This window comes from uncultured Desulfovibrio sp., assembly GCF_944327235.1.
Lineage (GTDB): Bacteria > Desulfobacterota > Desulfovibrionia > Desulfovibrionales > Desulfovibrionaceae > Desulfovibrio.
Genome location: NZ_CALVHE010000007.1, coordinates 1 through 23890 on the forward strand (window position 1 = coordinate 1; position 23890 = coordinate 23890).

General features: G+C 66.1%; 26 protein-coding genes. 12 read left to right on the forward strand and 14 right to left on the reverse strand.

What is annotated here, in order from left to right; all coding sequences use genetic code 11:
• Nucleotides 1-193: 193 nt before the first annotated feature.
• The gene (locus tag Q0K00_RS02065) at nt 194-988 is read right to left on the reverse strand and encodes a hypothetical protein (protein WP_297226994.1); all 795 of its coding nucleotides are present in this window, start codon (nt 986-988) and stop codon (nt 194-196) included.
• Between the two features lie 351 nt (nt 989-1339).
• Between Q0K00_RS02065 and panC the strand changes: the two genes are divergently transcribed.
• The 8 genes from panC (at nt 1340) to panB (ending at nt 8326) form a co-directional block, all read left to right on the forward strand.
• The gene (gene panC, locus Q0K00_RS02070) at nt 1340-2188 is read left to right on the forward strand and encodes a pantoate--beta-alanine ligase (protein ID WP_297226997.1); all 849 of its coding nucleotides are present in this window, start codon (nt 1340-1342) and stop codon (nt 2186-2188) included.
• Nucleotides 2189-2206: 18 nt separating this feature from the next.
• The gene (gene metK / locus Q0K00_RS02075; RefSeq protein ID WP_297226999.1) at nt 2207-3379 is read left to right on the forward strand and encodes a methionine adenosyltransferase; all 1173 of its coding nucleotides are present in this window, start codon (nt 2207-2209) and stop codon (nt 3377-3379) included.
• A 99-nt stretch (nt 3380-3478) separates the two neighbouring features.
• The gene (locus tag Q0K00_RS02080) at nt 3479-4201 is read left to right on the forward strand and encodes a class I SAM-dependent methyltransferase (RefSeq protein ID WP_297227002.1); all 723 of its coding nucleotides are present in this window, start codon (nt 3479-3481) and stop codon (nt 4199-4201) included.
• A gap of 280 nt (nt 4202-4481) precedes the next feature.
• Nucleotides 4482-5267, forward strand: coding sequence for a threonine/serine exporter family protein (locus Q0K00_RS02085; RefSeq protein WP_297227004.1), 786 nt, complete (start codon nt 4482-4484; stop codon nt 5265-5267).
• Complete coding sequence (locus tag Q0K00_RS02090) at nt 5264-5821, forward strand: threonine/serine exporter family protein (protein WP_297227006.1); 558 nt, start codon at nt 5264-5266, stop codon at nt 5819-5821. Before Q0K00_RS02085 ends, Q0K00_RS02090 begins: the two co-directional genes overlap by 4 nt.
• 159 nt (nt 5822-5980) lie before the next feature.
• A complete protein-coding gene (gene speB, locus Q0K00_RS02095; protein ID WP_297227008.1) occupies nt 5981-6844 on the forward strand; it encodes an agmatinase in 864 nt (287 codons plus the stop codon).
• A 5-nt stretch (nt 6845-6849) separates the two neighbouring features.
• A complete protein-coding gene (gene catB, locus Q0K00_RS02100) occupies nt 6850-7500 on the forward strand; it encodes a type B chloramphenicol O-acetyltransferase (protein ID WP_297227011.1) in 651 nt (216 codons plus the stop codon).
• 1 nt (nt 7501) lies between these two features.
• The gene (gene panB, locus Q0K00_RS02105) at nt 7502-8326 is read left to right on the forward strand and encodes a 3-methyl-2-oxobutanoate hydroxymethyltransferase (protein WP_297227013.1); all 825 of its coding nucleotides are present in this window, start codon (nt 7502-7504) and stop codon (nt 8324-8326) included.
• 71 nt (nt 8327-8397) lie between these two features.
• Here panB and Q0K00_RS02110 read toward each other — a convergent pair whose 3' ends face one another.
• From Q0K00_RS02110 to Q0K00_RS02170, 13 genes are all read right to left on the reverse strand, one after another.
• Nucleotides 8398-9699, reverse strand: coding sequence for an amidohydrolase (locus Q0K00_RS02110; RefSeq protein WP_297227015.1), 1302 nt, complete (start codon nt 9697-9699; stop codon nt 8398-8400).
• Nucleotides 9700-9868: 169 nt separating this feature from the next.
• On the reverse strand, nt 9869-10876 hold the full coding sequence (locus tag Q0K00_RS02115) for an inorganic phosphate transporter (protein WP_297227017.1): 1008 nt from the start codon (nt 10874-10876) through the stop codon (nt 9869-9871).
• Entirely contained in the window at nt 10869-11498 is a 630-nt protein-coding gene (locus tag Q0K00_RS02120) for a DUF47 family protein (protein ID WP_297227019.1), read from the reverse strand. The genes Q0K00_RS02115 and Q0K00_RS02120 overlap by 8 nt, the downstream gene beginning before the upstream one ends.
• A gap of 41 nt (nt 11499-11539) precedes the next feature.
• Nucleotides 11540-12568 carry a pseudouridine synthase gene (locus Q0K00_RS02125; protein WP_297227021.1) on the reverse strand — a complete coding sequence of 343 codons (1029 nt, stop codon included), beginning with the start codon at nt 12566-12568 and terminating at the stop codon, nt 11540-11542.
• On the reverse strand, nt 12565-13710 hold the full coding sequence (locus Q0K00_RS02130; RefSeq protein ID WP_297227023.1) for a GAK system CofD-like protein: 1146 nt from the start codon (nt 13708-13710) through the stop codon (nt 12565-12567). The genes Q0K00_RS02125 and Q0K00_RS02130 overlap by 4 nt, the downstream gene beginning before the upstream one ends.
• Nucleotides 13707-14312, reverse strand: a complete 606-nt coding sequence (locus Q0K00_RS02135) for a 3'-5' exonuclease (RefSeq protein WP_297227095.1) — start codon at nt 14310-14312, stop codon at nt 13707-13709. The genes Q0K00_RS02130 and Q0K00_RS02135 overlap by 4 nt, the downstream gene beginning before the upstream one ends.
• Nucleotides 14313-14353: 41 nt before the next feature.
• Nucleotides 14354-15751 carry a tRNA uridine-5-carboxymethylaminomethyl(34) synthesis GTPase MnmE gene (mnmE, locus tag Q0K00_RS02140; protein WP_297227025.1) on the reverse strand — a complete coding sequence of 466 codons (1398 nt, stop codon included), beginning with the start codon at nt 15749-15751 and terminating at the stop codon, nt 14354-14356.
• Nucleotides 15748-17166 (reverse strand): RNA-binding cell elongation regulator Jag/EloR, encoded by a 1419-nt coding sequence (jag, locus tag Q0K00_RS02145; RefSeq protein ID WP_366937598.1) that lies wholly within the window; start codon nt 17164-17166, stop codon nt 15748-15750. The genes mnmE and jag overlap by 4 nt, the downstream gene beginning before the upstream one ends.
• A 63-nt stretch (nt 17167-17229) precedes the next feature.
• Nucleotides 17230-18882 (reverse strand): membrane protein insertase YidC, encoded by a 1653-nt coding sequence (gene yidC / locus Q0K00_RS02150; protein WP_297227027.1) that lies wholly within the window; start codon nt 18880-18882, stop codon nt 17230-17232.
• Nucleotides 18869-19162, reverse strand: a complete 294-nt coding sequence (gene yidD, locus Q0K00_RS02155; RefSeq protein ID WP_297227029.1) for a membrane protein insertion efficiency factor YidD — start codon at nt 19160-19162, stop codon at nt 18869-18871. Before yidD ends, yidC begins: the two co-directional genes overlap by 14 nt.
• Nucleotides 19150-19548 carry a ribonuclease P protein component gene (gene rnpA, locus Q0K00_RS02160; protein ID WP_366937599.1) on the reverse strand — a complete coding sequence of 133 codons (399 nt, stop codon included), beginning with the start codon at nt 19546-19548 and terminating at the stop codon, nt 19150-19152. Before rnpA ends, yidD begins: the two co-directional genes overlap by 13 nt.
• 38 nt (nt 19549-19586) lie before the next feature.
• Nucleotides 19587-19721, reverse strand: a complete 135-nt coding sequence (gene rpmH / locus Q0K00_RS02165; protein ID WP_296303392.1) for a 50S ribosomal protein L34 — start codon at nt 19719-19721, stop codon at nt 19587-19589.
• A 216-nt stretch (nt 19722-19937) separates the two neighbouring features.
• Nucleotides 19938-20786 carry a hypothetical protein gene (locus Q0K00_RS02170; RefSeq protein WP_297227032.1) on the reverse strand — a complete coding sequence of 283 codons (849 nt, stop codon included), beginning with the start codon at nt 20784-20786 and terminating at the stop codon, nt 19938-19940.
• Between the two features lie 207 nt (nt 20787-20993).
• Between Q0K00_RS02170 and thrB the strand changes: the two genes are divergently transcribed.
• The 4 genes from thrB (at nt 20994) to flgM (ending at nt 23869) form a co-directional block, all read left to right on the forward strand.
• The gene (gene thrB / locus Q0K00_RS02175) at nt 20994-21557 is read left to right on the forward strand and encodes a homoserine kinase (protein WP_297227034.1); all 564 of its coding nucleotides are present in this window, start codon (nt 20994-20996) and stop codon (nt 21555-21557) included.
• A gap of 64 nt (nt 21558-21621) precedes the next feature.
• Entirely contained in the window at nt 21622-23028 is a 1407-nt protein-coding gene (locus tag Q0K00_RS02180) for an MFS transporter (protein ID WP_297227036.1), read from the forward strand.
• Nucleotides 23029-23098: 70 nt separating this feature from the next.
• On the forward strand, nt 23099-23539 hold the full coding sequence (locus Q0K00_RS02185; RefSeq protein WP_297227038.1) for a hypothetical protein: 441 nt from the start codon (nt 23099-23101) through the stop codon (nt 23537-23539).
• Nucleotides 23540-23560: 21 nt separating this feature from the next.
• Complete coding sequence (flgM, locus tag Q0K00_RS02190) at nt 23561-23869, forward strand: flagellar biosynthesis anti-sigma factor FlgM (protein ID WP_297227040.1); 309 nt, start codon at nt 23561-23563, stop codon at nt 23867-23869.
• The last annotated feature ends 21 nt before the right edge of the window (nt 23870-23890 follow it).

A 23890-nucleotide genomic window follows, 5' to 3' on the forward strand; every position in this document is an offset into this window, starting at 1 on the left:
ATGTGCCGCCATATAGTCTCTCCTCAGTGTAAGTGAAGAGATTATAACACACTCTTTAATTTGACGACACTACCTAGAAGAGCCCTCCGACGAAGATCAGGAAAATAAGGAAACTCAAGACCTCAACCATGGATCGACCTCCTGTGCGGGGGATCCTTCCCCCGAAATATGCAGTGAATAGTGGTGACAGCCTCTAGCGTTTGTCGGGACGGGCTACGGTGCGCCGTCTGGGCTGTTGTGGCTCGCTCTCGAGGTTTTTGCAGAGGACGGACAGCTTTTTCCGGGCCGCTTTCAGAAGGTTGCCGGTCTCATGCCGTCTGCGGGCATCCCAGGCCAGAAGGTTGCGTCTGGCCTGCGCGTGGAGGGCTTCTCCCCTGGCCTTGCAGGCATCGAGCTGCATTTTGGCCCGCTGGCTGGCCTCGCCGGCGAGTCCGCCGTATCCCTTCAGTTGCGCCATGTCGTCGGCGGAGAGTTTCACGTTCCGCCCGGCAGGGGCGTCTTCATCCTCCCCATCCGCGCACAGCTCCTCACAGGCGGAGAAGATCAGGCTGGTGGCGGTCTTCTGGCCGGTCTCGTCCGGGAGCGCTCCCGACAGATAGAGCCGGCAGAGATCATCGGCGGCGCAGGATCTGTTGCCGACTTCCATGCTCCGGCGGTAGCACATCTCGGCCCGCTCCATACTGGGCGGCTCCGTCCCGGCGTAGAGTGTGGCCAGGTAATGCATGGCCAGGAGATCGCCCGCTTCCGCAAGCTGCACGTTCCAGAAAAGGGCCTCGCGGGAGGACGGGGAGGACGCATCGAGCGGGGGATAAAGATGCATGGCGGGGTAATCGTCCGAATCTTCGATGTACAGATCCAGATTCTGGTAAAAGGACTCCTGAGCCTCGGTGTTGGACGCCTTGAGCAGGGGCAGATACTCCTGAAAGCTCTCCGGGGGCGTAAAGGGGAGGTCATGCCCGCAGACGCAGAGCAGCGCGGCGGCCTCCATGCCATCCCGGCTTCCGACGGAGCCGCTGCCCCGGAAGTGCTCGACCGCCCGCCCGCCGCCAGGCGGCCCTGCTGGCCTGGAGCGTCTTGCCGTTGAAAAAGGCAAGACGGGCGGCATAGCGTCGGAAAACGCGTTTTTCGCGAAGCATCAGGGCATAGGGGGGAACGCCGCGTGTTTCAACCGGGAAATACGCCATGCTGTCGTCCAATTCTCTTATGCCTGAGCCGCGTCGGCGGGTCAATGCGGCAGGCCTCCCCGACGTGGCGGGACGGCAGGCAAAAAGAAGGCTTTACAAGGCGTCGTTCGGCGGGTATAAAAAACTTCCCGTTAACAATATCACAAAACCTTGATATGCAGATATTGACATCACCTCAGGAGCTGGCGGCCCTCTGCCGCCAATGGCGCAAGGACGGCGAGCGTATCGCCCTCGTCCCGACCATGGGGTATTACCATGCCGGGCATGAATCCCTCATGGCGCGGGGGCGCGCGCTCGGCAGCAAGCTGGTGGTCAGCCTCTTCGTCAATCCGACCCAGTTCGGCCCCAATGAGGATCTGGCCGCCTATCCGCGCGACTATGAGCGGGATGCGGCCATCGCCCGCAAGCAGGGCGCGGATGTGCTCTTCATCCCCGAAGAGGGCAGCATGTACGCCCCGGATCACGCTACCTGGGTGGAAGTGCCGGACATGGCCCGTGGGCTGTGCGGGGCCAGCCGTCCCATCCACTTCCGCGGCGTCTGCACGGTGGTCATGAAACTGTTCTGGCTGGTGCAGCCGGATGTGGCCGTGTTCGGCCAGAAAGACTGGCAGCAGCAGGCCATCATCCGCCGTATGGTGCGGGACATGAACGTGCCGGTGCAGATCGAGACGCAGCCCACCATGCGCGAGGCTGACGGGCTGGCCATGTCGTCCCGCAATGTCTACATGACCGAGGCCGAACGCGCCCAGGCCCCGCAACTGCGGCAGGGCCTCGAGCTGGCCCGCCGTCTGGCGGCGCAGGGAGAGACCAGCGCCGCGCGCCTGCGGGATGCCGTGCTCCTCTACTGGGCCGAGCACCTGCCGCTGGGCCGTCTGGATTACCTGAGCGTGGTGGATGCCGACTCCCTGGAGCCGCTGGACACGCTCAACGGGCGCGGGCTCATGGCCTGTGCCGTGCATATGGGCAAGGCCCGCCTTATCGACAACATCCTTTTGCAAGACTAATCCCGCAAGGAGATACCCATGCAGACCAAGGGCAAATACTTCTTTACCTCCGAGTCCGTTACCGAAGGTCATCCCGACAAGGTGGCCGACCAGATTTCCGACGCCGTGCTGGATACCCTGCTGGCGCAGGACCCCGACGCGCACGTGGCGTGCGAAACGCTGGTGACCACCGGCATGGCCGTCATCGCCGGCGAGATCTCCACCAAGGGATACGCCGACCTGCCGCACGTGGTGCGCGAGACCATCCGCAACATCGGCTACACCAGCTCGGACATGGGCTTTGACGCCGACACCTGCGCCGTGCTGTCCTCCATCGACCATCAGTCCCCGGACATCGCGCAGGGCGTCAAGCGCGCCGCTCCCGAAGAGCAGGGCGCGGGCGACCAGGGCATGATGTTCGGCTTTGCCTGCTCCGAAACGCCCACCCTCATGCCGGCCCCCATCTTCTGGGCGCATCAGCTCTCGCAGCAGCTCACCCGCGTGCGCAAGGACGGCACCGTGCCCTTCTTCCGTCCTGACGGCAAGACGCAGGTCTCCTTTGAATATCAGGACGGCAAGCCCGTGCGCATCAATAACGTGGTGGTCTCCACCCAGCACGCGGCCAGCGCCTCGCAGGACGACATCATCGAGGCCGTGAAAAAGCACGTCATCCGCCCCGTGCTCGAGCCTTCCGGCTATTTCAATGAGAAGGATTGCGAGATCTTCATCAACACCACCGGCCGTTTCGTGGTGGGCGGTCCCATGGGCGACTGCGGTCTGACCGGCCGCAAGATCATCCAGGACACCTACGGCGGCAGCGGTCATCACGGCGGCGGCGCCTTCTCCGGCAAGGACGCTTCCAAGGTGGACCGTTCCGGTGCCTACATGGCCCGCTACATCGCCAAGAACGTGGTGGCCGCCGGTCTGGCTCCGGTCTGCGAAGTGCAGATCGCCTACTGCATCGGCGTGGCTGATCCGGTGAGCGTGCTCGTGTCCTCGCAGGGTAGCGGCGATGTGCCGGACGAAGTGCTGACCAAGGCCGTGCGCGAAGTGTTCGACATGCGCCCCTACTTCATCACCAAGCGTCTGGATCTCAAGCGTCCCATCTACTCCAAGACGGCCTGCTACGGCCACTTCGGACGCGAACTGCCCGAATTCAGCTGGGAAAAGACCGACGCCGTGGCCGATCTGCGCACGGCCGCCAAGGTCTAGTCCTCTCCGCCTTTCGGTCGTCATGCCTCGCCCCTCCGGGGGCGAGGCTTTTTTCTGCGGTCCCGCCCGCGCGGAGTCGATATCATCGAGAGGGCTTCCATGATGCCATCCTCCCCGTTGCCCCCCTCGCGGCCCAGTCTGCTGGACAGTCTGGCCCATGCCGCCCTGGCGCGCGCCTGTGCGGCCTTCCGTCAGTCCGGCGCGGAGATCTCCGCGCTGCCTCCCGTGCTGGTGGACGCCACCCTCGGCAATGGGCACGATGCCGCCTTCCTGTTGTCCTGTGCGCCGCCGGAGGCATTGCTGCTGGGGGTGGACATCCAGCAGCAAGCCGTCCAGGCGGCGACGGAACGTCTTGCGTCGGCCCGGCGGGAGCGTCCGGACTGCCGGGTGCAAATTTTTTGCCGCGGCCATCAGGAGTTGCCCCTGATCTGGGCGGGATTGCCGCCGGAAGAGCGGCAACGCCCCTTGCTGGCAGGCGTATTCAATCTGGGCTGGCTTCCGGGCGGGGACAGGGCCTGCCTTACGCAGGCGGATACGACGCTCACGGCACTGGATTTCCTGCTGGAACGACTCATGCCGCAGGGCTGCCTCAGCGTGCATTGCTATACGGGCAATGACGGCGGCCCGGAGGAAGAGCGCGCCGTGCTGCGGCGGGCCGCGGCTTTGCCGCCGCGCCGCTGGCGGGTCGTGCACTGCCGGGACGCCAACCGGGAAGCCTCCGGCGGGCGGGCGGAAAGCCTCATCCTCATGGAACGTCTGCCGGTTTCCCGACGAGAGTTGCGTCACGAAGCCTTCTACCAGACCCCGGTCGAGGAAGTATGACGGGGGATGGTTCAAAAATTTTTCTAGAGATTTCCGTGACAACGGGGAGGGCTAGAAAAAAGTTAAAAAAATTGTACGTTAATTGCTGGGGATATAAAATTAAAAGTTAATAAAATAAGTGTGTTAATTTGTTAGGCCGCTAGGGTTTTACTTGGCATGACATTTGCTAGAATAAAAGTACCTTCCTTTCTTAAACTGACAGTTCTCCAACCGGCCTGCCGCCCCAGCAGGCCGTTTTCCTTTTCGGCGGGGCAGCCTTGCATAGGGAAGCGGAGGCAGCGTGGCAACGGAACGGCAGACGCCGTCGGATGTGCGGCGGGTGAGCGAATTCTTGCAGACTTTCTGCGTCGTCATGCTGGCAGGCGGCGCACAGACCTTGCGCGTGGAGCGCAATGCCCGTCGCATCGGCACGGCCTACGGCATGGCGGTGGAGCTGGCCATGTTCTCCCGCCACATCATGCTGACGGTCAGCGACGGCGCGAGCGGCGAAACATGTACCGCGGTCCGTTCCCTGCCGGCGGGCGGCCCGAACTTCACGCGTGTGCAGGCACTCAATGCGCTGGGCTGGCGCATGGTCAATGAGCACCTCCCGCTGGAGGACGCCTGGCGGGAGGTGGAACATATCCTGTCGCTGCCTTCCGTGCCGCCGCTACGGCTCTGTCTGCTTGTGGCCTGCGCCAATGCCGCCTTTTGCCGTTTGTTCGACGGGGATGCCGTGGCCATGCTGCTGGTCTTCGTGGCGACCCTCATCGGTTTCAGCGTGCGGCAGGCATTGAGCCGGGTGGGCATGAATCCCAAGATCGTCTATCTGTGTGCCGCCTTCTGCGCCTCGCTGACGGCCTCCTGCGGGGTCGTCTGGCAGTTGGGGACGACACCGCAGACCGCGCTTGGGGTCAGCGTGCTCTTCCTCATCCCCGGCATCCCGCTGATCAATGCCGTACAGGACATCCTGGACGGGCATGTGCTCATGGGCATCGTTCGTGCCGTACAGGCGGGTATGCTCATCGCCGCCATCGCGCTCGGTCTGTCGCTGACCATGCTGCTGGTGGAGGGGGCGGGCGTATGAGCGACTTTTTGCTGCTGGCGGGCAAAGTGGCGGCGGACGGCCTGTTCGCCGTGGTGGCCTGCATCGGCTTTGCCCTCATCTCCAATGCCTCGCGTCCGGTCTGCCTGATGGCGGGCCTGCTGGCGGGGCTGGGGCACGCCACGCGTTATGTGCTGCTGCATCTGGGGATGGGGATCACCTCTGCCTCGCTCTGCGCGGCCACGCTCGTCTCCTTCTGCAGCATGTTCTGTGCGCGCCGCTGGCATACGCCGGCGGAGTTTTACGCCTTCCCGGCCCTGCTGCCCATGATCCCCGGCATGTACGCTTACCGGACCATCCTGGCCACCATGCATTTCCTGTCCGCCGCGGAACCGTCCGCCCGCGAGGCCCTGCTGGTGGAGATCGCCTATAATGCCCTGACCACCTGCTGCGTCATGGGAGCGCTGGTCATCGGGGCCATCGTGCCTCTGTTCGCCCTGCATGAGGAATCTCCGCTCGCGCGCTGGCGTCACCACAGGACCGCCGGGCCGGAAGGCGGCGACGCGGAGCACGGCGGCGGGGCGCGGCAGGACTGAGGCCGTCCCCCATAGCGACGGCGTTTTTTTTGCCTTTTCACGCGGCCTGTGGTACTGCCTGTGCGCTATGGGCGACAGATCACGCCGGTCGGCCGCAGCGCTTCGCGCCGTGGTCGCCGGACGCGCCTGTTGCCGGATCTTTTTTGGAGGATGTCCCCCATGTCCAAGCCAGCTTTTCTTGCGTCCGAATACGCCCCGGCCGCGCCGGAGGCCGCCGCCTTCCACATCATCCCCGCGCCGCTGGAGCAGAGCGTCTCCTACGGCGGCGGCACGGCCCGCGGGCCGCAGGCCATCCTGGAAGCTTCCCAGCAGCTCGAAGCCTGGGACGGCTGCAGCGCCCCGGGCGAAGGAGGCTTCTACACCGCTCCGGCCATCCCCTGCTCCGGTCCTGTGGAAACGGTGCTGGAGCGCATAGAGGCCGCCGTGCGCGAAGCCCTGGCTTGCCGGGCCTGTCCGGTACTGCTGGGCGGCGAGCATACCGTGACGCTGGGGGCCCTGCGGGCGCTGGCGGCCGAAGGGGAGCCTTTCGGCGTCGTGCAGTTCGACGCCCATGCCGATCTGCGGCCCAGCTATGAAGGGTCCATCTATTCCCATGCCTGCGTCATGCATCGGGCCGTGGCGGATCTCGGTTTGCCGCTGGCGCAGTTCGCCGTGCGGGACATGAGCCGCGAGGAGGTCGCCGTCCGGCGGCAGTACGGCGTCGTCTGCCATGATGCGGACGCGCTTGCCCGTGAGGGACTGCCGGACAGTCCGCTGCCGGAGGACTTCCCGCGCCGGATCTATATCTCCTTCGATGTGGACGGCTTCGACGCCTCTCTCATGCCTGCCACGGGGACGCCGTCCCCCGGCGGCCTGTTCTGGCATCAGGCCATGCGGATACTGGAAGCCTGCCTGCGCGGGCGTACGGTCGTGGGGCTGGATGTGGTGGAACTGGCTCCCATCCCCGGTCTGCATCATGCGGACTTCACCGCCGCCAAGCTCGTGCACAGCCTCATGGGTTTCGCTCAACGGGCCGGGAGATAGGTGGCGTGCCCCTGTTCGATTCTCCCTTTGAAGGCATGACGCTGGCCGGACGGGTACGCAATCCCAATATCCGGGTGGGGCGGCACAGCTATTATTCGGGCTATTACCACGGGCATGATTTTGACGACTGCGCCCGCTACCTGGCCGCCGACCGCGACGATGTGGACAAGCTCATCATCGGCAGCTTCTGTTCCATCGGCAGCGGGGCAAGCTTCATCATGGCCGGCAATCAGGGACACCGCACCGACTGGATAGCGACCTTCCCCTTTTACTACATGCGGGACGAGGACGCCTTTGCGGCGGCGGTGGACGGCTTTCGTCGGGCGGGGGACACCGTCATCGGCAACGACGTCTGGATCGGTTCCGAAGCCATGATCATGCCCGGCGTACAGGTGGGCAACGGGGCGGTCATCGCCGCCCGTGCGGTGGTCACCCGGTCCGTGCCCGCCTACACGATCGTGGCGGGACCCCCCGCACGCGCCGTACGCAAACGTTTTGACGACGAGCAATGCGCCCTGCTCGAGGAGATGCAGTGGTCGGAGTGGCCGTTGGAGCGCATCCGGGAAGCCATGCCGATGCTGTGCGCCTCCGATGTCCGCAAGTTGTATGCCTTTTGGGACAAGGGGCGCTTTTCCGCCTCGCAAAAAGGAGAGTGAGATGAAGGAGACCGCCGTGACCTTCCGCGCCGCCAAGGGGCAGCGCAAATTGTCCATGTTGACGGCCTACGACTACACCACCGCCCGGCTCATGGAGCAGAGCGGAGTGGATGCCCTGCTGGTCGGGGATTCGCTGGGCATGGTGATGCTTGGTCATGCCGATACCCTTTCCGTCACCATGGAGGACATGATCCGGCATTGCGCCGCCGTGGCCCGGGGCAGCGAACGTCCCCTGCTGGTCTGCGACATGCCGTTCATGAGCTATCAGCTCTCGCCGGAACAGGCGTGCGCCAATGCCGGCCGTCTGGTCAAGGAAGGTCGGGCGCAGGCCGTCAAGCTGGAGGGCGGCGCGGAATTTGCGGAACATGTGCGGGCCATCGTGCGGGCCTCCATCCCGGTCATGGGGCATATCGGTCTGACGCCGCAGTCCGTGCACGCGCTCGGCGGTTTCAAGGTGCAGGGCAAAGCGCCCGAAGCGGCCCAGAAGCTGCTGGACGATGCCCGCGCGCTGGAGGTGGCGGGAGCCTTTGCGCTGGTGCTGGAATGTGTGCCCGCCCCGCTGGCCCGGCGGATCAGCGAGGCGGTGACCATCCCCACCATCGGCATCGGGGCCGGGCCGGATTGTGACGGACAGGTGCTGGTCTGGCAGGACATGCTGGGCATGGTGGACGGCATGTCCCCCCGGTTCGTCCGTCATTTTGCCGAGTGCGGCACGGACATGCGCGCGGCCTTTTCCGCCTATGTGCAGGCTGTGCGGGACGGCAGCTTCCCGGCGGAAGAGCATTGCTTCACCATGGATGGAGCCGTGCTCGACAAGCTTTATTGACGTATCCGCTGACGGAGCGGGCAGCCGTGCGGGCCTTCCGCCGCTGTCCGTTCCCGTTGCGGGCGTGCCGTTCAGGCTGTCGTGTCGTCGGACGCTATCGCGCGGCAGACAGCTTCCAGCCAGAGCAGGCCCGGCCAGAGGCAGGCTTCATCAAGATCGAAATTCGGCGCATGGTGGCCCGCCTTCAGGCTGCTGCCGAGGATGGCATAAGCGGCCCTGCCGCCGTCGGCCTGTACCGCGCGCATGAAGACGGCGGCATCGTCGCTGGCCCCCATATCGACGCGTTCCTGGACGTGCGCGAAGAGCGGTTTGCCGTGCTCCGTGCGCAGGGAGCGGGCCAGCATGGCCAGCCGGGCGGCAAGATCCGCGTCGCTGGCGGCCGCGGGGGCCTGCCCCACCACCGAGATGCGGCAGCCCAGACCGTACATGGCGGCCGCGCCTTCCAGCACGTCGCGGGCGCGTGCAAAGAGGTCGTCGGCCATCTCGCAGGTGATGGCGCGGGTCTCGCCGCGCAGGACGGCCCTGTCCGCCACCACGTTGCGCGCACCGCCGCCGCGCAGCTCTCCGACATGGATGCGGCTTTCTCCATCCCCGTAACGAGGCAGGTCATGCAGACCGAGCAGGGCCGTCGCCGCGCCCTTGAGGGCGTCCCGGCCTTGTTGCGGCGCTTTGGCGGCATGAGCGGCACGTCCGCTGAACACGGCATCGAACTTGGTGCTGGCCATGAGGCCTACGGCGCCGGTGGCCAGCGTGCCCGTGGGGAGGCCCAGGCCAATATGCACAGCCAGAAAACGGGGGATGCCGCGCACCTGGTCCAGCATGGCGGCCGCGCCGCGCACGCCCTCTTCCGCAGGCTGGAACAGGAGGCGGACACGCCGCCGCAGTTCGGGGCCCGTCCGCAACAGGGCGGCGAGGCCCAGACCGAGCGCCGTATGCGCATCATGCCCGCAGGCGTGACATTGCCCGGCATGACGTGAGGCATAGCCGCCCGCGGCCGGAGCATGTTCGGGGGAATGGCTTTCCGTCAGCGGCAGGGCGTCCAGGTCGAACCGCAGGGCAAGGGCCACCGGCGCGGCCTGCGGGCCGATATCCACGACAGCCCCGGTACAGTCGCCCATGCGGTGCAGCAGGGCCTCGTCCGCGCCCTCGCCCTGGGCACGGCGTCGGGCCGCCGCCAGACGCTGCGCGCTGGGCAGGCCCATGCGGGCCGTCCGGTCGATCGCTTCCGCCCCGACGCGCGGCGAGAGCCCCAATCCCTGCAGGATGGCGGCAACGCGGGCCGTGGTCCAGAATTCCGTCCAGCCTTCTTCGGCGTGGGCGTGCAGCTCATGTCGCCAGCGCGGCAGAGCGGCACGTATCTGCTGTGCGTCCATATGATGCGTCCTGTGGTGATGAGCGTTCGTCCGTGGCGCAAGGGGGCGTCGGCCTGCGGGACGCCTCGTCGCGACGGACAGGTCTGCAACAAAGAAACGTACGGGGAGGGAGCGCGTCGTGCGATGCTCCCTCCCCGCCGGGAAATGGCCCGCCTGAACGGGGACGGCCTCAGGCCCAGATGAGATGCAGGATCAGATAGGACAGGCAGCCGATGACCGAGGCCGCGGGCAGGGTCAGCACCCAGGCGATGACGAGCTGTCCGGCCACGGTCCAGCGGACGGCGCTGAGGCGCTTGGTGGAGCCGACGCCGAAGATGCAGGCGGAAATGGTGTGCGTGGTGCTGACCGGCGCGCCGACCATGGAGGCTCCCGCGATGACGATGGAGGCCGACGTCTCGGCGGCAAAGCCGTGGACGGGTTCCAGCTTGAAGATGCGGTGGCCCATGGTCTTGACGATCTTCCAGCCGCCGATGGCCGTACCGAGGGCCATGGCGCCCGCGCAGCTCAGCTTGACCCAGAGCGGCACATGTTCCGTCGTGTCGGCAAAGCCGAAGATCATCAGTGCCAGCGTGATGATGCCCATGGTCTTCTGGGCGTCATTGAGGCCGTGGCTGGTGGCCATGAAGCCCGCGGACAGGAGCTGGAGCTTGCGGAAGGCTCGGTTGACCTTGCTTCGCTGTATGGGGGCGCAGACCCAGTAGATGATCCACATGAGCACGAAGCCCACGGCATAGCCCGACAGAGGGGAGATGATCAGCGGGAGCAGCACCTTGTTGACGATGCCGCCGAGGTTGAGCCCGGCCATGCCGCTATGGGCGATGGCCGCTCCGATGAGCCCGCCGATGAGCGCATGGGAGGAAGAGGAGGGGATGCCGAAATACCAGGTGATGCAGTTCCAGCCGATGGCTCCGACCAGCGCGGCCAGCACGAGGACATGGCTGCCCTCCACCACTTCGGGCAGCACGATGCCGCTGCCCAGCGTCTTGGCGACCTCCGTCCCGAGCAGTGCGCCGATGAGGTTGAGCGCCGCCGCGCAGCCCACGGCAAGCCGGGGCGTGACCACCTTGGTGGAGACGACCGTGGCGATGGCATTGGCGCAGTCGTGCGCGCCGTTGGTGAAGTCGAACACCAGAGCGACCAGCACGATGAGCACAAGAAGAAGGGGGATCTCAAACATTTTTCAATACCGCTTCTTCAAGGGTTTCGGCAAGGCTGTTGACGTTTTCCAGCAACATGCTGATGCGGTCGTATGCCTGGCTCCACTTGAGCATGTCCATGATGGCGGCGGGGGTGATCTCTCCTTGCGGGTCCATGAGTTCGGCCAGGCCCACGGCCAGCAGCATGTCGCACTCGTCGCGCAGGGTGCGGAAGGCGTGGGTCTTGTGGCAGTCCTTGCGGTGGGTGAGACCGTCCAGCATGAGCTGGGTGAGGTCGAGCATGGCGCTGATGGTGCGGGCCATCTGCACCATGGGGAAGCGCATCTTGGAGAATTCAAAGATGTGCAGACGGGTGGTGAGCGTATGGATGCAGTCCATGGTCTCCTCCTGCATCTGGTTGATGCGGAGGATGTCTTCCCGGTCGATGGGGGTGATGAAGGTTTGCGAGAGATCGCGGATGATCTTGACGTGCAGCACGTCGCCCTGTTCTTCCAGCAGGGAGATCTGCTTGTGGGCGTCATCCACGGCGTCAAGGTTTTCCATCATGCCCACCAGATGGTGGACCATGTGGCGGAGCAGGGTGTTCTGCTCCATGAGCATTTCAAAAAAAGGGGCAGACTTGGGCAGCAGGGATGCGAACATGCCGTCTCCTCAAAAAAGGTGGCGGAAAAAAGACATGGGATTCAGACGCGTTCCCGCACCGGCGCGCGGGCCGCAACGGCCTTTTCCGTGAGAGATATAGTATCGTAACGGCTGTGGGATTCAAGCCATTTTCGGAAATGATTTTCCAGAAAGGGCAGTCGCTCCCATGTCGGCAGGCACAGCCATCGCCAGCCGGGACCGGTCAGGCAGGCATGATGCAGCAGGAAGCGTTCCCGGCCCGGACCTGCGACGGCATCCCCCGGCCGCGCATAGCGGCCGTCGCCGCAAAGCGGCAGGCCGAGACTGGCCGCGTGGGCGCGGATCTGGTGACGTGCCCCGCACCGGATGACGCAGGCCGCAAGCGTGACGGCCGGGGCGGGAGCGGTCAGGCCGTTGGCGGTCTGCGCGGCGGCGGCTTCATCCCCGCGCAGGACATGCAGGGGGAAGAAACGGGTATGGCGCAGCGGCGGGGCCATCTTGTCCAGGATGCGGCTGACGCTGCGGCTGTCCACATCCAGCGCCCGGTCCGCCGTGAGCGGGGCCTCCAGCTCGCCGCGCAGCAGGGCCAGATAGTATTTGGCGCATTCCCCGCGGGCTTCGGCCGCCCGGAAGCGGCGCGCGGCGTCATCGGAAAGGGCGGCGCAGACGATGCCGGAAGTGGCCTGATCCAGCCGCTGGAGGAAATGCAGGGGAGCGGTCTGTGCGTCCTCGTTCCAGAGCGCCCGCGCGGCGTCTTCCAGATTGGGCGCGGTCCTTCCGGCAAGGGGGCTGCTGTGTAGTCCGGCGGGCTTGAAGAACGCCACATGGTCGCCCTGCCGCCCCAGCAGGCGGACGGCGCTGCTCAGGCCGTCGTCGGCCTCTCCGTCGGGGAACAATTCGAGGCGCTGGCCCGCCCGCAGGCGCTGGGCCGCGACGGCGGTCTTCCCGTCCACCCGTATGCCGCCGTCGTCGATGCGGCGACGAGCGGCCCGCAGGCTCAGGCCGCAAACGGCCATGAGGACCCGGTCCAGCCGTTCCCCGTGCTGCGCGGCCTCCACGGTCACATGACGCACTTGTCCCGGCGCGCTCATATATCCTCTCCCCGGCTAAGGCCGCAGAGCAGGCGGGCCACCTTGTCCGGGGCATGGCGTTCCGGCATGTCCGGGCGCACCATGTCCACGTCCAGCACGCGCAGGCCGAGGTCCGCCAGCGCCGTCGTGTCGCAGCCCCCTTCATACACGCCATGCCGTCGGTCCACCACGACCCATTGCAGCAGCTCTTCCGGTCGGGCATCCGGGCAGTCCGCCCGCAATGCGTCAAGGATCATGCGGGTCTGGCTCAGGATGGACAGGCCGCAGACCTCCCTGTCCTGCCCTGAATTGGGCAGAAAGACCTTGGGACAGGCGGCCGATCGGACGGCCCGGCCCACGCCGGCGGGCAGCAGATTGGCCAGCACGCTGGTGTAGAAGCTGCCCATGGGATAGCAGATGAGGCTCGCGCTTTGCAGATAGGTGGCCGCCGTACGGGTGATGGCCGGGCGGCAGGGCGTGGTGTCGTGGAAGGGTCTGTCCGGCTCGTGCACGGTGAGGAACAGGCGGCGGATATGCTGCCCAAGCTGGCCGAACTGGTGCTGACCGATCACCCGGCTGCCGTCGTCCAGCAGTGCCGCAAGGTGCAGGCTCTCTTCCACGATGGGCGTGACCACGCCGCGCGCCTGCAGGAGTCGGGAAAAAAAGGCCAGCACCGGCCCGAGATCGCGCCGGTGTTCCAGATAGCCCCCGGCCAGCATGAGATTGCCGAGACTGGCATACCGCGCATCGAAATGGGGCGGCATCCGGCGCAGGAAGAAAGAGAGGTACAGCCGCATGGAGGCGGCAAAGACATCCGGCAGTTCCCGCCAGCAGGGATGGACGCTCTCGCCCAGCCGCAGCAGTTGCTGGCGCAGGTCCTCCGGATCGCCGTCTTCGGGCAGGCGTCGTTCCCAGAGCTCCAGGACCGCATCAGGGATGATGTCCCTGTCGGCCAGGGCCGCCAGACGATTGCGGATGTCGCCCACGGCGGGCATGGCGAAGGCCCGGCGCAGACTGGCCGTGCTGCCGCCGGAATCGAAGGGCGTGACCAGATGGACGGAATTGTGCGTCAGTCGGGTGAGGCTGCGGCTGACCTCCCGCAGGGCCGTACCGCCGGTAAAGAACACCAGACGCGGGCCGAGCGCCGGAGGGGGCGTCTTCATGGCAGTTGCCTCACAAGGCCCAGCTCGCACATCTTGAGGAAGATGGCTCGTCCCACCCAGGCGTCCGTGGCGGCATAGAGGATCTGGCGTTGCGTCAGTTCGGGCAGGCCCCAGTTGGAGCATTGCGGCCCCTTGGAGATGCGCCAGCCGAACAGATGAGCGGTAAGGGAGCGCAGCCCCTGGCTGCACATGCGGTTCTGGCGCGCCATCTGGCCGAGATCCACATGCCCGGCCGGGGTGAAGGGATGGATCTTGCCCAGTTCCCGCATGTCGTCGCCAATGCCGACGCCGACCTTGAGATAGCGGCCGTCGGCCAGCAGGTCGGCAAGGTAGTCGCCAAAGGGCAGCCAGCCGAGCTGTACGAGATACACGGCGTCGGCGGTGGCGAGCTGCACCAGCGAAGGCTGGTTGATGCGGCCTTTGCGGAAGGAGGGGCGAGTCTCCGTATCGAAGCCGATGACGCGCTCATCCAGGAGCTGGGGCAGGGCGTTGCGCCAGTCCGCCTCGTTGCGGACAAGGTAGATGGGCCCTTCGTAATGCCGCAGGGGCAGGGCATTGATCTCGTCGCTGCTCAGGCGACGGCGCAACTCTTCAAGATTCATGGCCATGTTCCCCGGCAGGGCCTCAGGGGCGCTCCTGCCGTCTATTTGCCGATGCAGAAATGTTCAAAGATGCTGTTGAGCACCTCTTCAGTGCTGTTGCTGCCGGTGACCTCATCCAGAAAGGCCGTTGCCGCGTCCAGACGTACGGCGCAGCAGTCATAGGGCGTCCCGGCAAGGATGTCCGCATGGAGTCCTTCCAATTCCTGTCGTGCCCGCTCCAGAGCCAGCGCTTGCCGTGCGTTGGGCGCCAGACCGTCCTCCGGCGGCGTTCCGGCCGTCCCGGCAAGGATGCAGGCCCGGAGCCGCGCGGCCAGTTCGTCCAGTCCCTCACCGCTGCGCGCACAGAGCCGCAATGCCGGGCGCTGTCCCGCCCAGGCGGGAGGGAATACGGCCGGATCGCAGAGATCCGCCTTGTTCCAGACCAGCAGGACGGGGATATCCCCGGCGGTGGCCAGCACTTCGGCGGCGGCCGGTTCCGGGCAGATCGCGGCGGCCGCCCCGTCCTGTCCCAGTGCGCCGCCGTCCACCACGAGCAGGATGGTGTCCGCCTGGGCCAGTTTTTCCCGACTCAGGGCGATGCCCAGATGTTCCACGCTCTCGTCCGTCTCCCGCAGCCCGGCGGTGTCCACCAGACGTACGGGCAGCCCGTCCAGATCGCAGCCCTCCTCGATAAAATCGCGCGTCGTGCCGGGGATGTCCGTGACCAGCGCCCGCTGTCGCCCCAGCAGGGCATTCATCAGACTGGATTTCCCGGCATTGACCGCTCCGGCCAGCACCACCTGCGCGCCCTGCTGCATGACGCGCGCCCGGCGCTGCGCCCGCAGCAGGGCGTCCAGCGCGTGGATCACGGGGAGGATGCGCCCGGCAAAGGCGGACGGGGGAAGGCTCTCCACTTCCTCTTCAGGGAAGTCCACGGCAAGGCACATCTGGGCGCGCAGCCCGTCCAGTTCCGCCCGAAGCGTGCGCACCCGGCGTCCGAGCAGCCCGTCCAGCCGTGAGAGACCGAAACGCACGGCCTCGCGCGAGGGCGCGGCGATGAGCTCGGCCACGGCTTCGGCCTGGCTCAGGTCCATGCGGCCGTTACAGAACGCCCGGCGGCTGAACTCACCGCGCCGGGCCTGCCGCGCGCCGAGCCGCAGCGCGCTCTCCAGTACGGCCTGCACGATGTACATGCCGCCGTGGCAATGGATCTCGGCCACGTCCTCCCCGGTGAAGGTGCGGGGACCGGGCATGAAGACTGCCAGCACGTCGTCGAGCGCTTCCCCGTGGCAGTCCAGCACGCGGCCATGATGCAGCTGCCAGGGACGGAAATTGACGAAGCCCGCCGAGAGCGGCAGGAAGAGCCGCGCCAGGATGTCCTTGGCGCGCGGCCCGGAAAGGCGCACGATGCCGATGCCGCCCGCCCCCGGAGCCGTGGCGATGGCCGCGATGGTGGTCATGCCTCGTCCCGTGCGCGGTCGCCTTCAACGGCGTCAGGTCCCGCCGCGAGCTTCTCGGTGTCGGCGGCATCCGTCGCCGCCGGTACGCTGTCAGCCGTCAGAGGCGAAGCCTCGGCGGGCGTGTCCGGTCCGTGGACGGTGGGGGTGATATCCTCCGCTCCGGCTTCGGGACGCGCACGGCGGCGGTTCTCGCGTTCGCCCTGCGGCAGGCGCTCGCCTTTTTCCGGGCGACGGCGCAGGATGACGACCCGTTTCAGCGGCCCGTCCCCGGTGCTGCGGGTGAGGATGTCGTCCATTTCCTGCAGACAGAGATGGATGATGCGCCGGTGGTAGGAACTGAGCGGGCGAGTGGAGTAGGAGCGCCCCGTCTGGCGCACCTTGGCCGCCAGCGCCAGCGCCATGTCGCGCAATTTCTCCTCCTGCCGCTGCCGGTAGCGCCCGGCATCCAGCTGGACGCGCACAGCGGCATCCATGCCGCGCGAGACGATGCGCGAGGCAAGATATTGCAGGGCCGCCAGCGTCTGGCCCTCCCGCCCGATGAGCAGGCCGGAGTCCTCGCCGCAATCCACGGCCACACGCACCCGGCCGTCCACGATGTCCACTTCCGGCGCTTCCGCGGACTGGCTCAGGATGGGCCGGATGAGGCGGCTCACGCAGTCGCACGCCAGTTCGCGCAGGCGGTCCTGATCCAGCTCTTCCAGCGCGCGGCGCGGCAGGGTCTCGTCGGCCTCGTCCATATCGTCGTCCGCCGGGGGCCGCCGATTCTCCCGCTGTGGGGCTCGTCCGCCGGAGCGCTCCCCGTGGCGGGAGCGGTCGGAACGCGGCGCGGCTTCCGCACAGCTCGGTTGCGCGCCGTTGTTTTCGGCAGCCGGTTCGGTCGCGGCCTCTTCCGTCGGCTCCGGAGCGGGCTGGACGGGAGCGGGCATGGTCTGCCCCTTGCGGGCGGGCAGCAGCGATTCCTCACGCGAAGCGATGGCCTTGCGGGCGGCCTTCTGACCGCGTTCTTCGGAGCGGCGGCCTTCCCGCGCCTCGCCTTCCCGCGCGGGGCGTTCTTCCGTCCGGCCTCTGCCGCGACGGGGAGCGCCTCCTTCGCGTGCGGCGGCATTTTTCTCCGACCGCGCTTCACGGGCCGACTCGTCCGCAGGCGTCTCACCGTTCTGGCGACCGCCGGCGGCGTCCGCCTCAGCGGCAGCCGGGCGGCTGCTCCGTCCAAGCGCGCTTTCCACCACTTCCCGCAGAGCGGCGCGACGGGCGCGGACCTTGGCCTTACGGGCGCCGACGATGCCGAAGATGCCCGTCTTGGCGTCCTGGATGATCTCTATCTCGAGCTTTTCCCGCGTGGCGTTGTAGTAGGTGCAGGCCTCTTCAATGGCCGCATCCAGCGTTTTGCCAAGAAATTCCTTGAAACCTTCCATAACTACCCCGATAGAGCGGGCGGCCAGGCCGCCCGCCCGTTAGGAACGCATTGTGGCGGCCGACTAATTGTCGGCGTCGAGACGTCTGTTCTTGCGGTGCATCAGCCCCTGCTGGGCGATGGACAGGATGTTGTTGACCAGCCAGTACAGCACCAGACCCGACGGGAAGCCGAGGAACAGCACCGTAAAGATCAGCGGCAGGAACATCATGACCTTCTGCTGGGTGGGGTCGGTGGGCGGCGGGCTCATGCGCTGTTGCAGGAACATGGTCAGGCCCATGATGATGGGCGTGATGTAGAAGGGGTCCTTGGAGGACAGGTCGGCCAGCCAGAGCTTGTCGGTGAACGGCAGGAACTCGACGAAGGTGGCGTGACGCAGTTCGATGGCCGTGAGCAACGCCTGATAGAGGCCGAAGAACACGGGGAGCTGGACAAGGATGGGGATGCAGCCGCTGGCGGGATTGACGCCATAGGTCTTGTAGAGGGCCATGACCTCCTTGTTCATCATCTCCTTGTTGTCCTTGTACTTTTCCCGGATGTTCATCATCATGGGCTGGAGCTTCTTCATCTTCTCCATGGAAGCATAGCTCTTGGCCGTGAGCGGCCAGAAGACAGCCTTGATGAGCACGGTCAGGAGGATGATGGCCAGGCCCCAGTTATTGACGTACTGATGGAAGAATTCCAGCAGCCAGAGCAGGCCCTTGGCGATGATGCTGAACATGCCGAGCTCCACGCTGCCCGCCAGGGGTTCGGAGACTTCCATGAGCAGCTTGCGCTTCTTGGGGCCGAACCAGTAAGAGGCTTCCAGATCGGTGGTCTTGCCGGGCGTGAGCTGGATGTCCTGCTCCTCCACCGCCACGCGGTAGACGCCGCCCCGCAGCAGGCCCTTCACGGTGACGTTGTTCGTGTTGCCGGGCAGGATGGCCGACAGGAAATAGGTGCTCATGGGACCGGCCCAGCTGATGTTGCCGGTGGCCGTGACGCCCTTGGTCAGATCTTCGGCGTCGCTCTCCTGACCGAGGGAGTTGTCCAGATACCAGGCGATGCGCATGGCGTCGTACTGGCCGCCGCCGGCATTGCTGGCGTCGGAGGCCACGGTGTAGGCCACGCGAGCGCTGCGGGTCTGGTCGCCCAGCGGGGACAGGCTGGTCTTTTCGCGGATGAGGTAACTGTCGGCGGAGAAATTGAGCTCACGCACCACGCGCAGGCCGTTGACTTCGCCCACGAGGCGGAGTACCGCGCTCTGTCCGGCGGCGAGGGGACCAGAAGGCTCGGCCTCCACCGCCCACTGACCGAGACTCCAGGACGCGGCCCCGTCGATGACGAGGCCCAGAGGGGCGGATTCCGCCGTGGCACTGTCCACCAGTTCGACCGGCGGCGAATCCGGCTGGATGGTGGCGGAATAGTGCTTCAGGCGGAAGGAGCGCACCACGCCCCCGCCGCTGTGGATGACAGCCTCGTAAAGGGGCGTGGAAACGACGATGTCCCGTCCCGGGACCGGAGCAAAGACCGTGAGCGGCACGGAGGTGCGGGCCTTCTCGGCATCGGCCTTCTCCTGTCTGGCCTTCTCGGCCTCGGCCTGCTGCTGCGCCGCCACTTCGGGATCGGGCTTGGCGATCCATCCCATATATTCTGCGAAGAAGCTCCAGCCGAAGAGCACGGCAAGACAGAGGACGATGGCCAGAGCGAGGTTTTTGCTGCTGCTAGTTTCTTGCATCGGGGGTGGTACTCCTGTGAGGGACAGGTTCCGCAGGCTGCGGGCGCGCGGGAGGGACGGGATCATACCCTGAACCGCCCCAGGGATGACAACGCGCCAGACGGCACAACGTCAGCCACCCGCCGCGCAACAGACCGTGACGGGTGATCGCCTCAATGGCGTAGGCGGAACAGGTGGGGACGAATCGACAGGAGGGGGGCAGCAATGGCGAAAGGCACAACTGATAGAGACGGATGGGCAGGATGGCCGTAGCGCGCAGAGCCTTCTTCAGGGACGGCATGACTGCGTCTCCTGCTGCTCCCGCTGCCGGCGCTGCTGCCGCCGGAGCAGGGGCTCCAGTTCGGCGCGCACCTGAGCAAGGTCGAGTCCAGACTGCCCCGCGTGCTTCTTGGCCACGGTCACGATGTCGCTATCATACGGCAAAAGAGCCTGATGCAGGCGATAAAACTCCCGCAGCAGGCGCTTGAGCCGATTGCGTGTCACAGCATTGCCGACCTTGCGTGAAACGGCCATCCCGACACGGACTCTACCGCTGCCGGGTCGTGGGAATATGAAAAGGATGAAATTCCCCGTGTGATGACGCCGCCCCTGCTCATAACAGAGGGCGTAATCCGCATGTTTGCGAATCCGCCCTTCTTTCGGCAGTTGCTGCGGTGCCATCATCATGGCGCTTGTGCACGGCAAGGGCCTGCCCCGCCGCAGGTCTAGGCGCTCAGCTGCTTGCGGCCCTTGGCGCGACGGCGGCGCAGGACGGCGCGACCGCTGGCGGTAGCCATGCGGGCACGGAAACCATGCGTACGGGCACGACGGATTTTGCTGGGCTGGTACGTTCTTTTCATGGTCATATCTCCTTTCGTAAAGCGGCTGCGGACATGGGGCAGACGACCCGGCGCGAGGTAGGCGCATTCAGGCAGAAAAGTGTCCGCACGGCAGATTGTGCCTGCCGGAACGGGCCGCAGGCAAGACGTTCGAAAAATGGTTCATACATGGCATGGCGTGATTCGTCAAGTCCTCCGGCGAGGCCGTCCGGCGTCGCCATGCCGTGACGGGCGCGGTTAGCCTCCGCTGCGGGCGGTCATGCCGTTCTGGACGCCGGTCATGGCCGCCGTGCCCTGGACCCCCGGAAGGTTGGGCATGGGCTGCGCGGCCGCCGAGCCGGGCAGGGGCGGCAGCGGCGTGCCGGGGACCGTCTGCGGGCTGTAGACGTCCGCCGGGCCGCCGACAGGCGCGGGAGCCGCGGCCGGAGCGGCGGGTTGCGCCACAGCCGGGGCAGCCGGGACGGGAGGCGTCATGGCGGGACTGGTCGCCGCACCGGGCGGCAGAGAGCCTGCGGGGATGATGGCGGGCACGGGCTGGGCGTCGTACATGCCAAGTCCCGAGACCGGCGGCGTGCCGGGCACCGGGGCCCACGGACCGCCGGAGACGGGCGCCACGGGGCGCGGCACTTCGGTCGTGACGGCTATGCCGCCACCCCTGCGGCGGGAAGTTTGTTCGATGGGCACCGTGCCGGAGCTGACCGTCCCGCCGGATTTGGCGGCAGCCGGTTTGCGCAGGGACGTGGATGCGGCGTCCCTGGGGGCCTTCTGGGTGCGCACGGCGGAGGTCTTCTGTCGTGCGGACCGACGCCGCGTGGCGCTGCGACGTGCCGGAGCCTTGCCCCCGTCGATGAGCTGGGGATGGGAGGCCGGATCCACGAAGGGCAGGCCGCCCATACGGATCTGGCGCGGCTGCGCCACGGAGAGCCAGTACAGGCGGGCCCCCCCGTAGTCCTTCCAGTCCTGCACACGCTGGTTGATGTCGATGGAGCCGGAATCCTGTGACAGGCTGGCGGCGTCGGCCGTCAGCGGGGCTGCCGTCATGCCGAGCAGGCAGGCAAGGCCGAGCGGAAGAATTATATGGCGCATGGAATGTCACTCCTCTTGTGCTTCAATCGGAAGGCGTGGAGAAAACATTAGTGCCGGAGCGGCGGAGAAGCAAGAATTTTCAGCGGATGGACAAAACAGGGCTGACGGGAGGGCGGGTCGCTCCGCCTTGACAGAGGCATTTGCCTTGGGTCAATCTGGCGGACGTGCCGCCCGGCGCGGCGCGGATTCTTGCGGCAAGGAGAAGCTATGCACTGCACGCCCTGCGGCGGCCCCACGCAGCCCTGTATCAGCATCATCGGCATGGCCGGAGCGGGCAAGTCCACGGTCGGCCAGGCGCTGGCGCAACTGCTCGATTGGGCTTTCATGGACAGCGATCATCTTATGGAATCGCTCTATGCCAGCCGTCTGCAGGGCGTCACGGACGAGCTCTCCAAGGAGGCCTTTCTTGATCTCGAGGCCTGTGTGGTGAGCAGCGTGCGCGCGCCGCGGACGGTGCTTGCCACCGGCGGCAGCGTGATCTACCGGGAGGAGGCCATGCGCCATCTGGCGTCGCAGGGGCCTGTGGTCCATCTGGAAGTCCCCTTTGCCGTCATCGAGGAGCGCATCGCCCGCAATCCCGACCGGGGCCTGGCCATAGCGCCGGGGCAGACCCTGCGGGGCCTTTTCGAGGAACGTGAGGCCCTGTACCGGCGTTATGCCGGTCTGAATTGTCCCGCCGAAGGACGGACGCCGCAGCAGTGTGCGGAGTGGATCCGGGACCGGCTGCTGGAACAGGGACGCATCGCGTCGGAATACGCCGCTGGACGATGATGCGCTGACGCCGGACCGTACGGCGGTCGGCGCGGCCGGGCGGACGGCGGCGCGGGAGGGAGACGTGCCGGTTCTCAGGGAACATCGCTCACTTTTGGTGGCCATGTGCGCCGCCCAGTTTTTCATGCCGTTCATGATGGCCGGGGTCAATGCGGTGCTGCCGCCGCTGGGCGAGAGCCTCGGCGCCAGCGCGCGCGAGCTCAGTCTCGTGGCCGCCGTCTATTCTCTGGGACTGGTCATCTTCCAGCTGGCCGGAGGCACGCTGGGGGACATCTTCGGCCGTCGTCGCGTCTTTCTTGCCGGTATGGCCATCTTCGGCTGTACGAGCATCGTGCTCGGCTTTGTGGGCGATATGACGCTGTTCATCGCGCTGCGCCTCGTGCAGGGGACGGGCTGCGCCCTGCTCAGCTCCTGCAGTCTGGCCCTGCTCGTCTCGGCCGCGCCGTCCGAACTGCGCGCCAGCTATCTGGGCATCAGCGGCGCGGCGGTATACGCGGGCATCGCCTGCGGACCGCCTCTGGCCGGTTGTGTGGCGGGCTGGCTGGGCTGGCAGTGGCTGTTCTGGCTGACAGGACTGGCGGCGCTGGGGGCCATGCTGCTCACGGTGTTCCATGTGCGGATGGAGTGGCGTCCCGCCAGAGGGGAACATTTTGACACGGCGGGCTGCCTCATTTATGGCTGTTCCATGGCCGCGCTGACCATCGGCGCGTCCGAGCTGGCCGACTATCCCGGCCTTGGCGGGGCCATGCTGGCGGCATGGGCCGTGCTGGCCGTGGTCCTGTGCCTGCGGGAGCTGCGTACGGCCTTCCCGCTGCTCGACGTGCGGATGCTGGCCCACAATCGGGTGACGAGCCTCTCGCTGGTGGCGGCGTTCATCAACTATTGTTCATTTTTCGGTATGCTCTTCTTTTTCAGCCTCTTCCTGCAGATGGGACGGGGGATGAGCGTACAGGACGCCGGGCTCGTACTGGCCATGCAGGCGCTGGTCCAGGCGCTTTCCAGCCCGCTGGCCGCGCGCCTCTGCGGTCGCTGGCAGCCCGGCCATGTCTGTACGCTGGGCACGGTGCTCTGCGGCTGCGGTCTGTTGCTGGCGGCCTTTCTGGAGCTGGACTCCACGCTCTGGATCATTTTCGGCACGCAGGCCCTGCTGGGCGTGGGGGTCAGCTTCTTTGCGCTGTCCAATACGGCCATCATCATGGAAAGCGCCGGGGAAAAGAACGTGGGCCGCGCTTCGGGGCTGGTGGGCATGGTGCGCACGGCGGGTATGCTCTGCAACATGGTCATCATCACCCTGACGCTCAGTTTTTTTCTGGGGCATGAAGCTGTCGGGCCGGACAACATGCCGCAGTTCTTGCGGGCCATGCGCACGGATATGATCCTTTTCGGCGTGCTCAACCTGCTTGGCGTGACGTGCACCCTGGCCCGCAACGGCAGTCGGCCGAATGGGGACGGGCGGAAAGAGATTGCCTAATCTTTTCGGAAGCCTCTAAAGTAATCGCGCGCGCGGTCGAAAAGAATGCCAGAAGGGAATGGGGAGTCTTATGTCTGATATCGCTGCCGTTCGCTTGCGCCAGAGGGTCCAGGGCTACGAGCTGCAATTGCTTGCCGCTCGGCGTCTGACTCGTCTGCGCACACGTATGCGGCTGGCGGCGGGCGAGGCTCCGCAGGATCCTGATCCGACCCCCCGGCGCGGCGTCTATGTGGAGAAGGTCGCGCAGGAAGTGTACGAAAGCCTGTTGTTCACCGGCAGTGACAATCCTGTGGTGGAGGATATCCGCAGGGCGCTCAGCGAGCGCGTGGGCTTTACCATACGCTTCACCTATCCTCCGGGGGAGGGGCTCTGTTTCGTCCGGCAGGACGACAGGGGGGCACGCAAGCTCTCGGCCGAGCTGCAGGCCCGCGTACGTCGCCTGTTGTGGCGCATAACACGAGAAAAAATTGACAGGAGTATGCTGGACAAGCCTGCTCCTGTTCGGTCCTGATTCATCAGGCAGGAGGACAAGATGGAAATTCAACATGCGTCCGGTTTGCTTGGTTCCGTGCGGGATGTCTACGCGCAGGGCCGCCTGGAGAACGCCGGCGAGCGTCAGCATGTCGGCACGTCTCATGCCGCACAAGGGGATTCCATAAGCGTCTCGAAGGATGCCATGCTGCTCAGCGAGGCGCATCGCGTGGCACAGAACGCGCCGGATGTGCGCGCGGACAAGGTGGAGGCCCTGCGTATGCAGGTGGCCAACGGTACCTATACGGCGGACAGTCGTCTGATCGCCGCCAATCTGTTGCGTGAGGAGCCCGCGCTCTTCACGTTGTGATCATCCTTGCATCTCCGCATC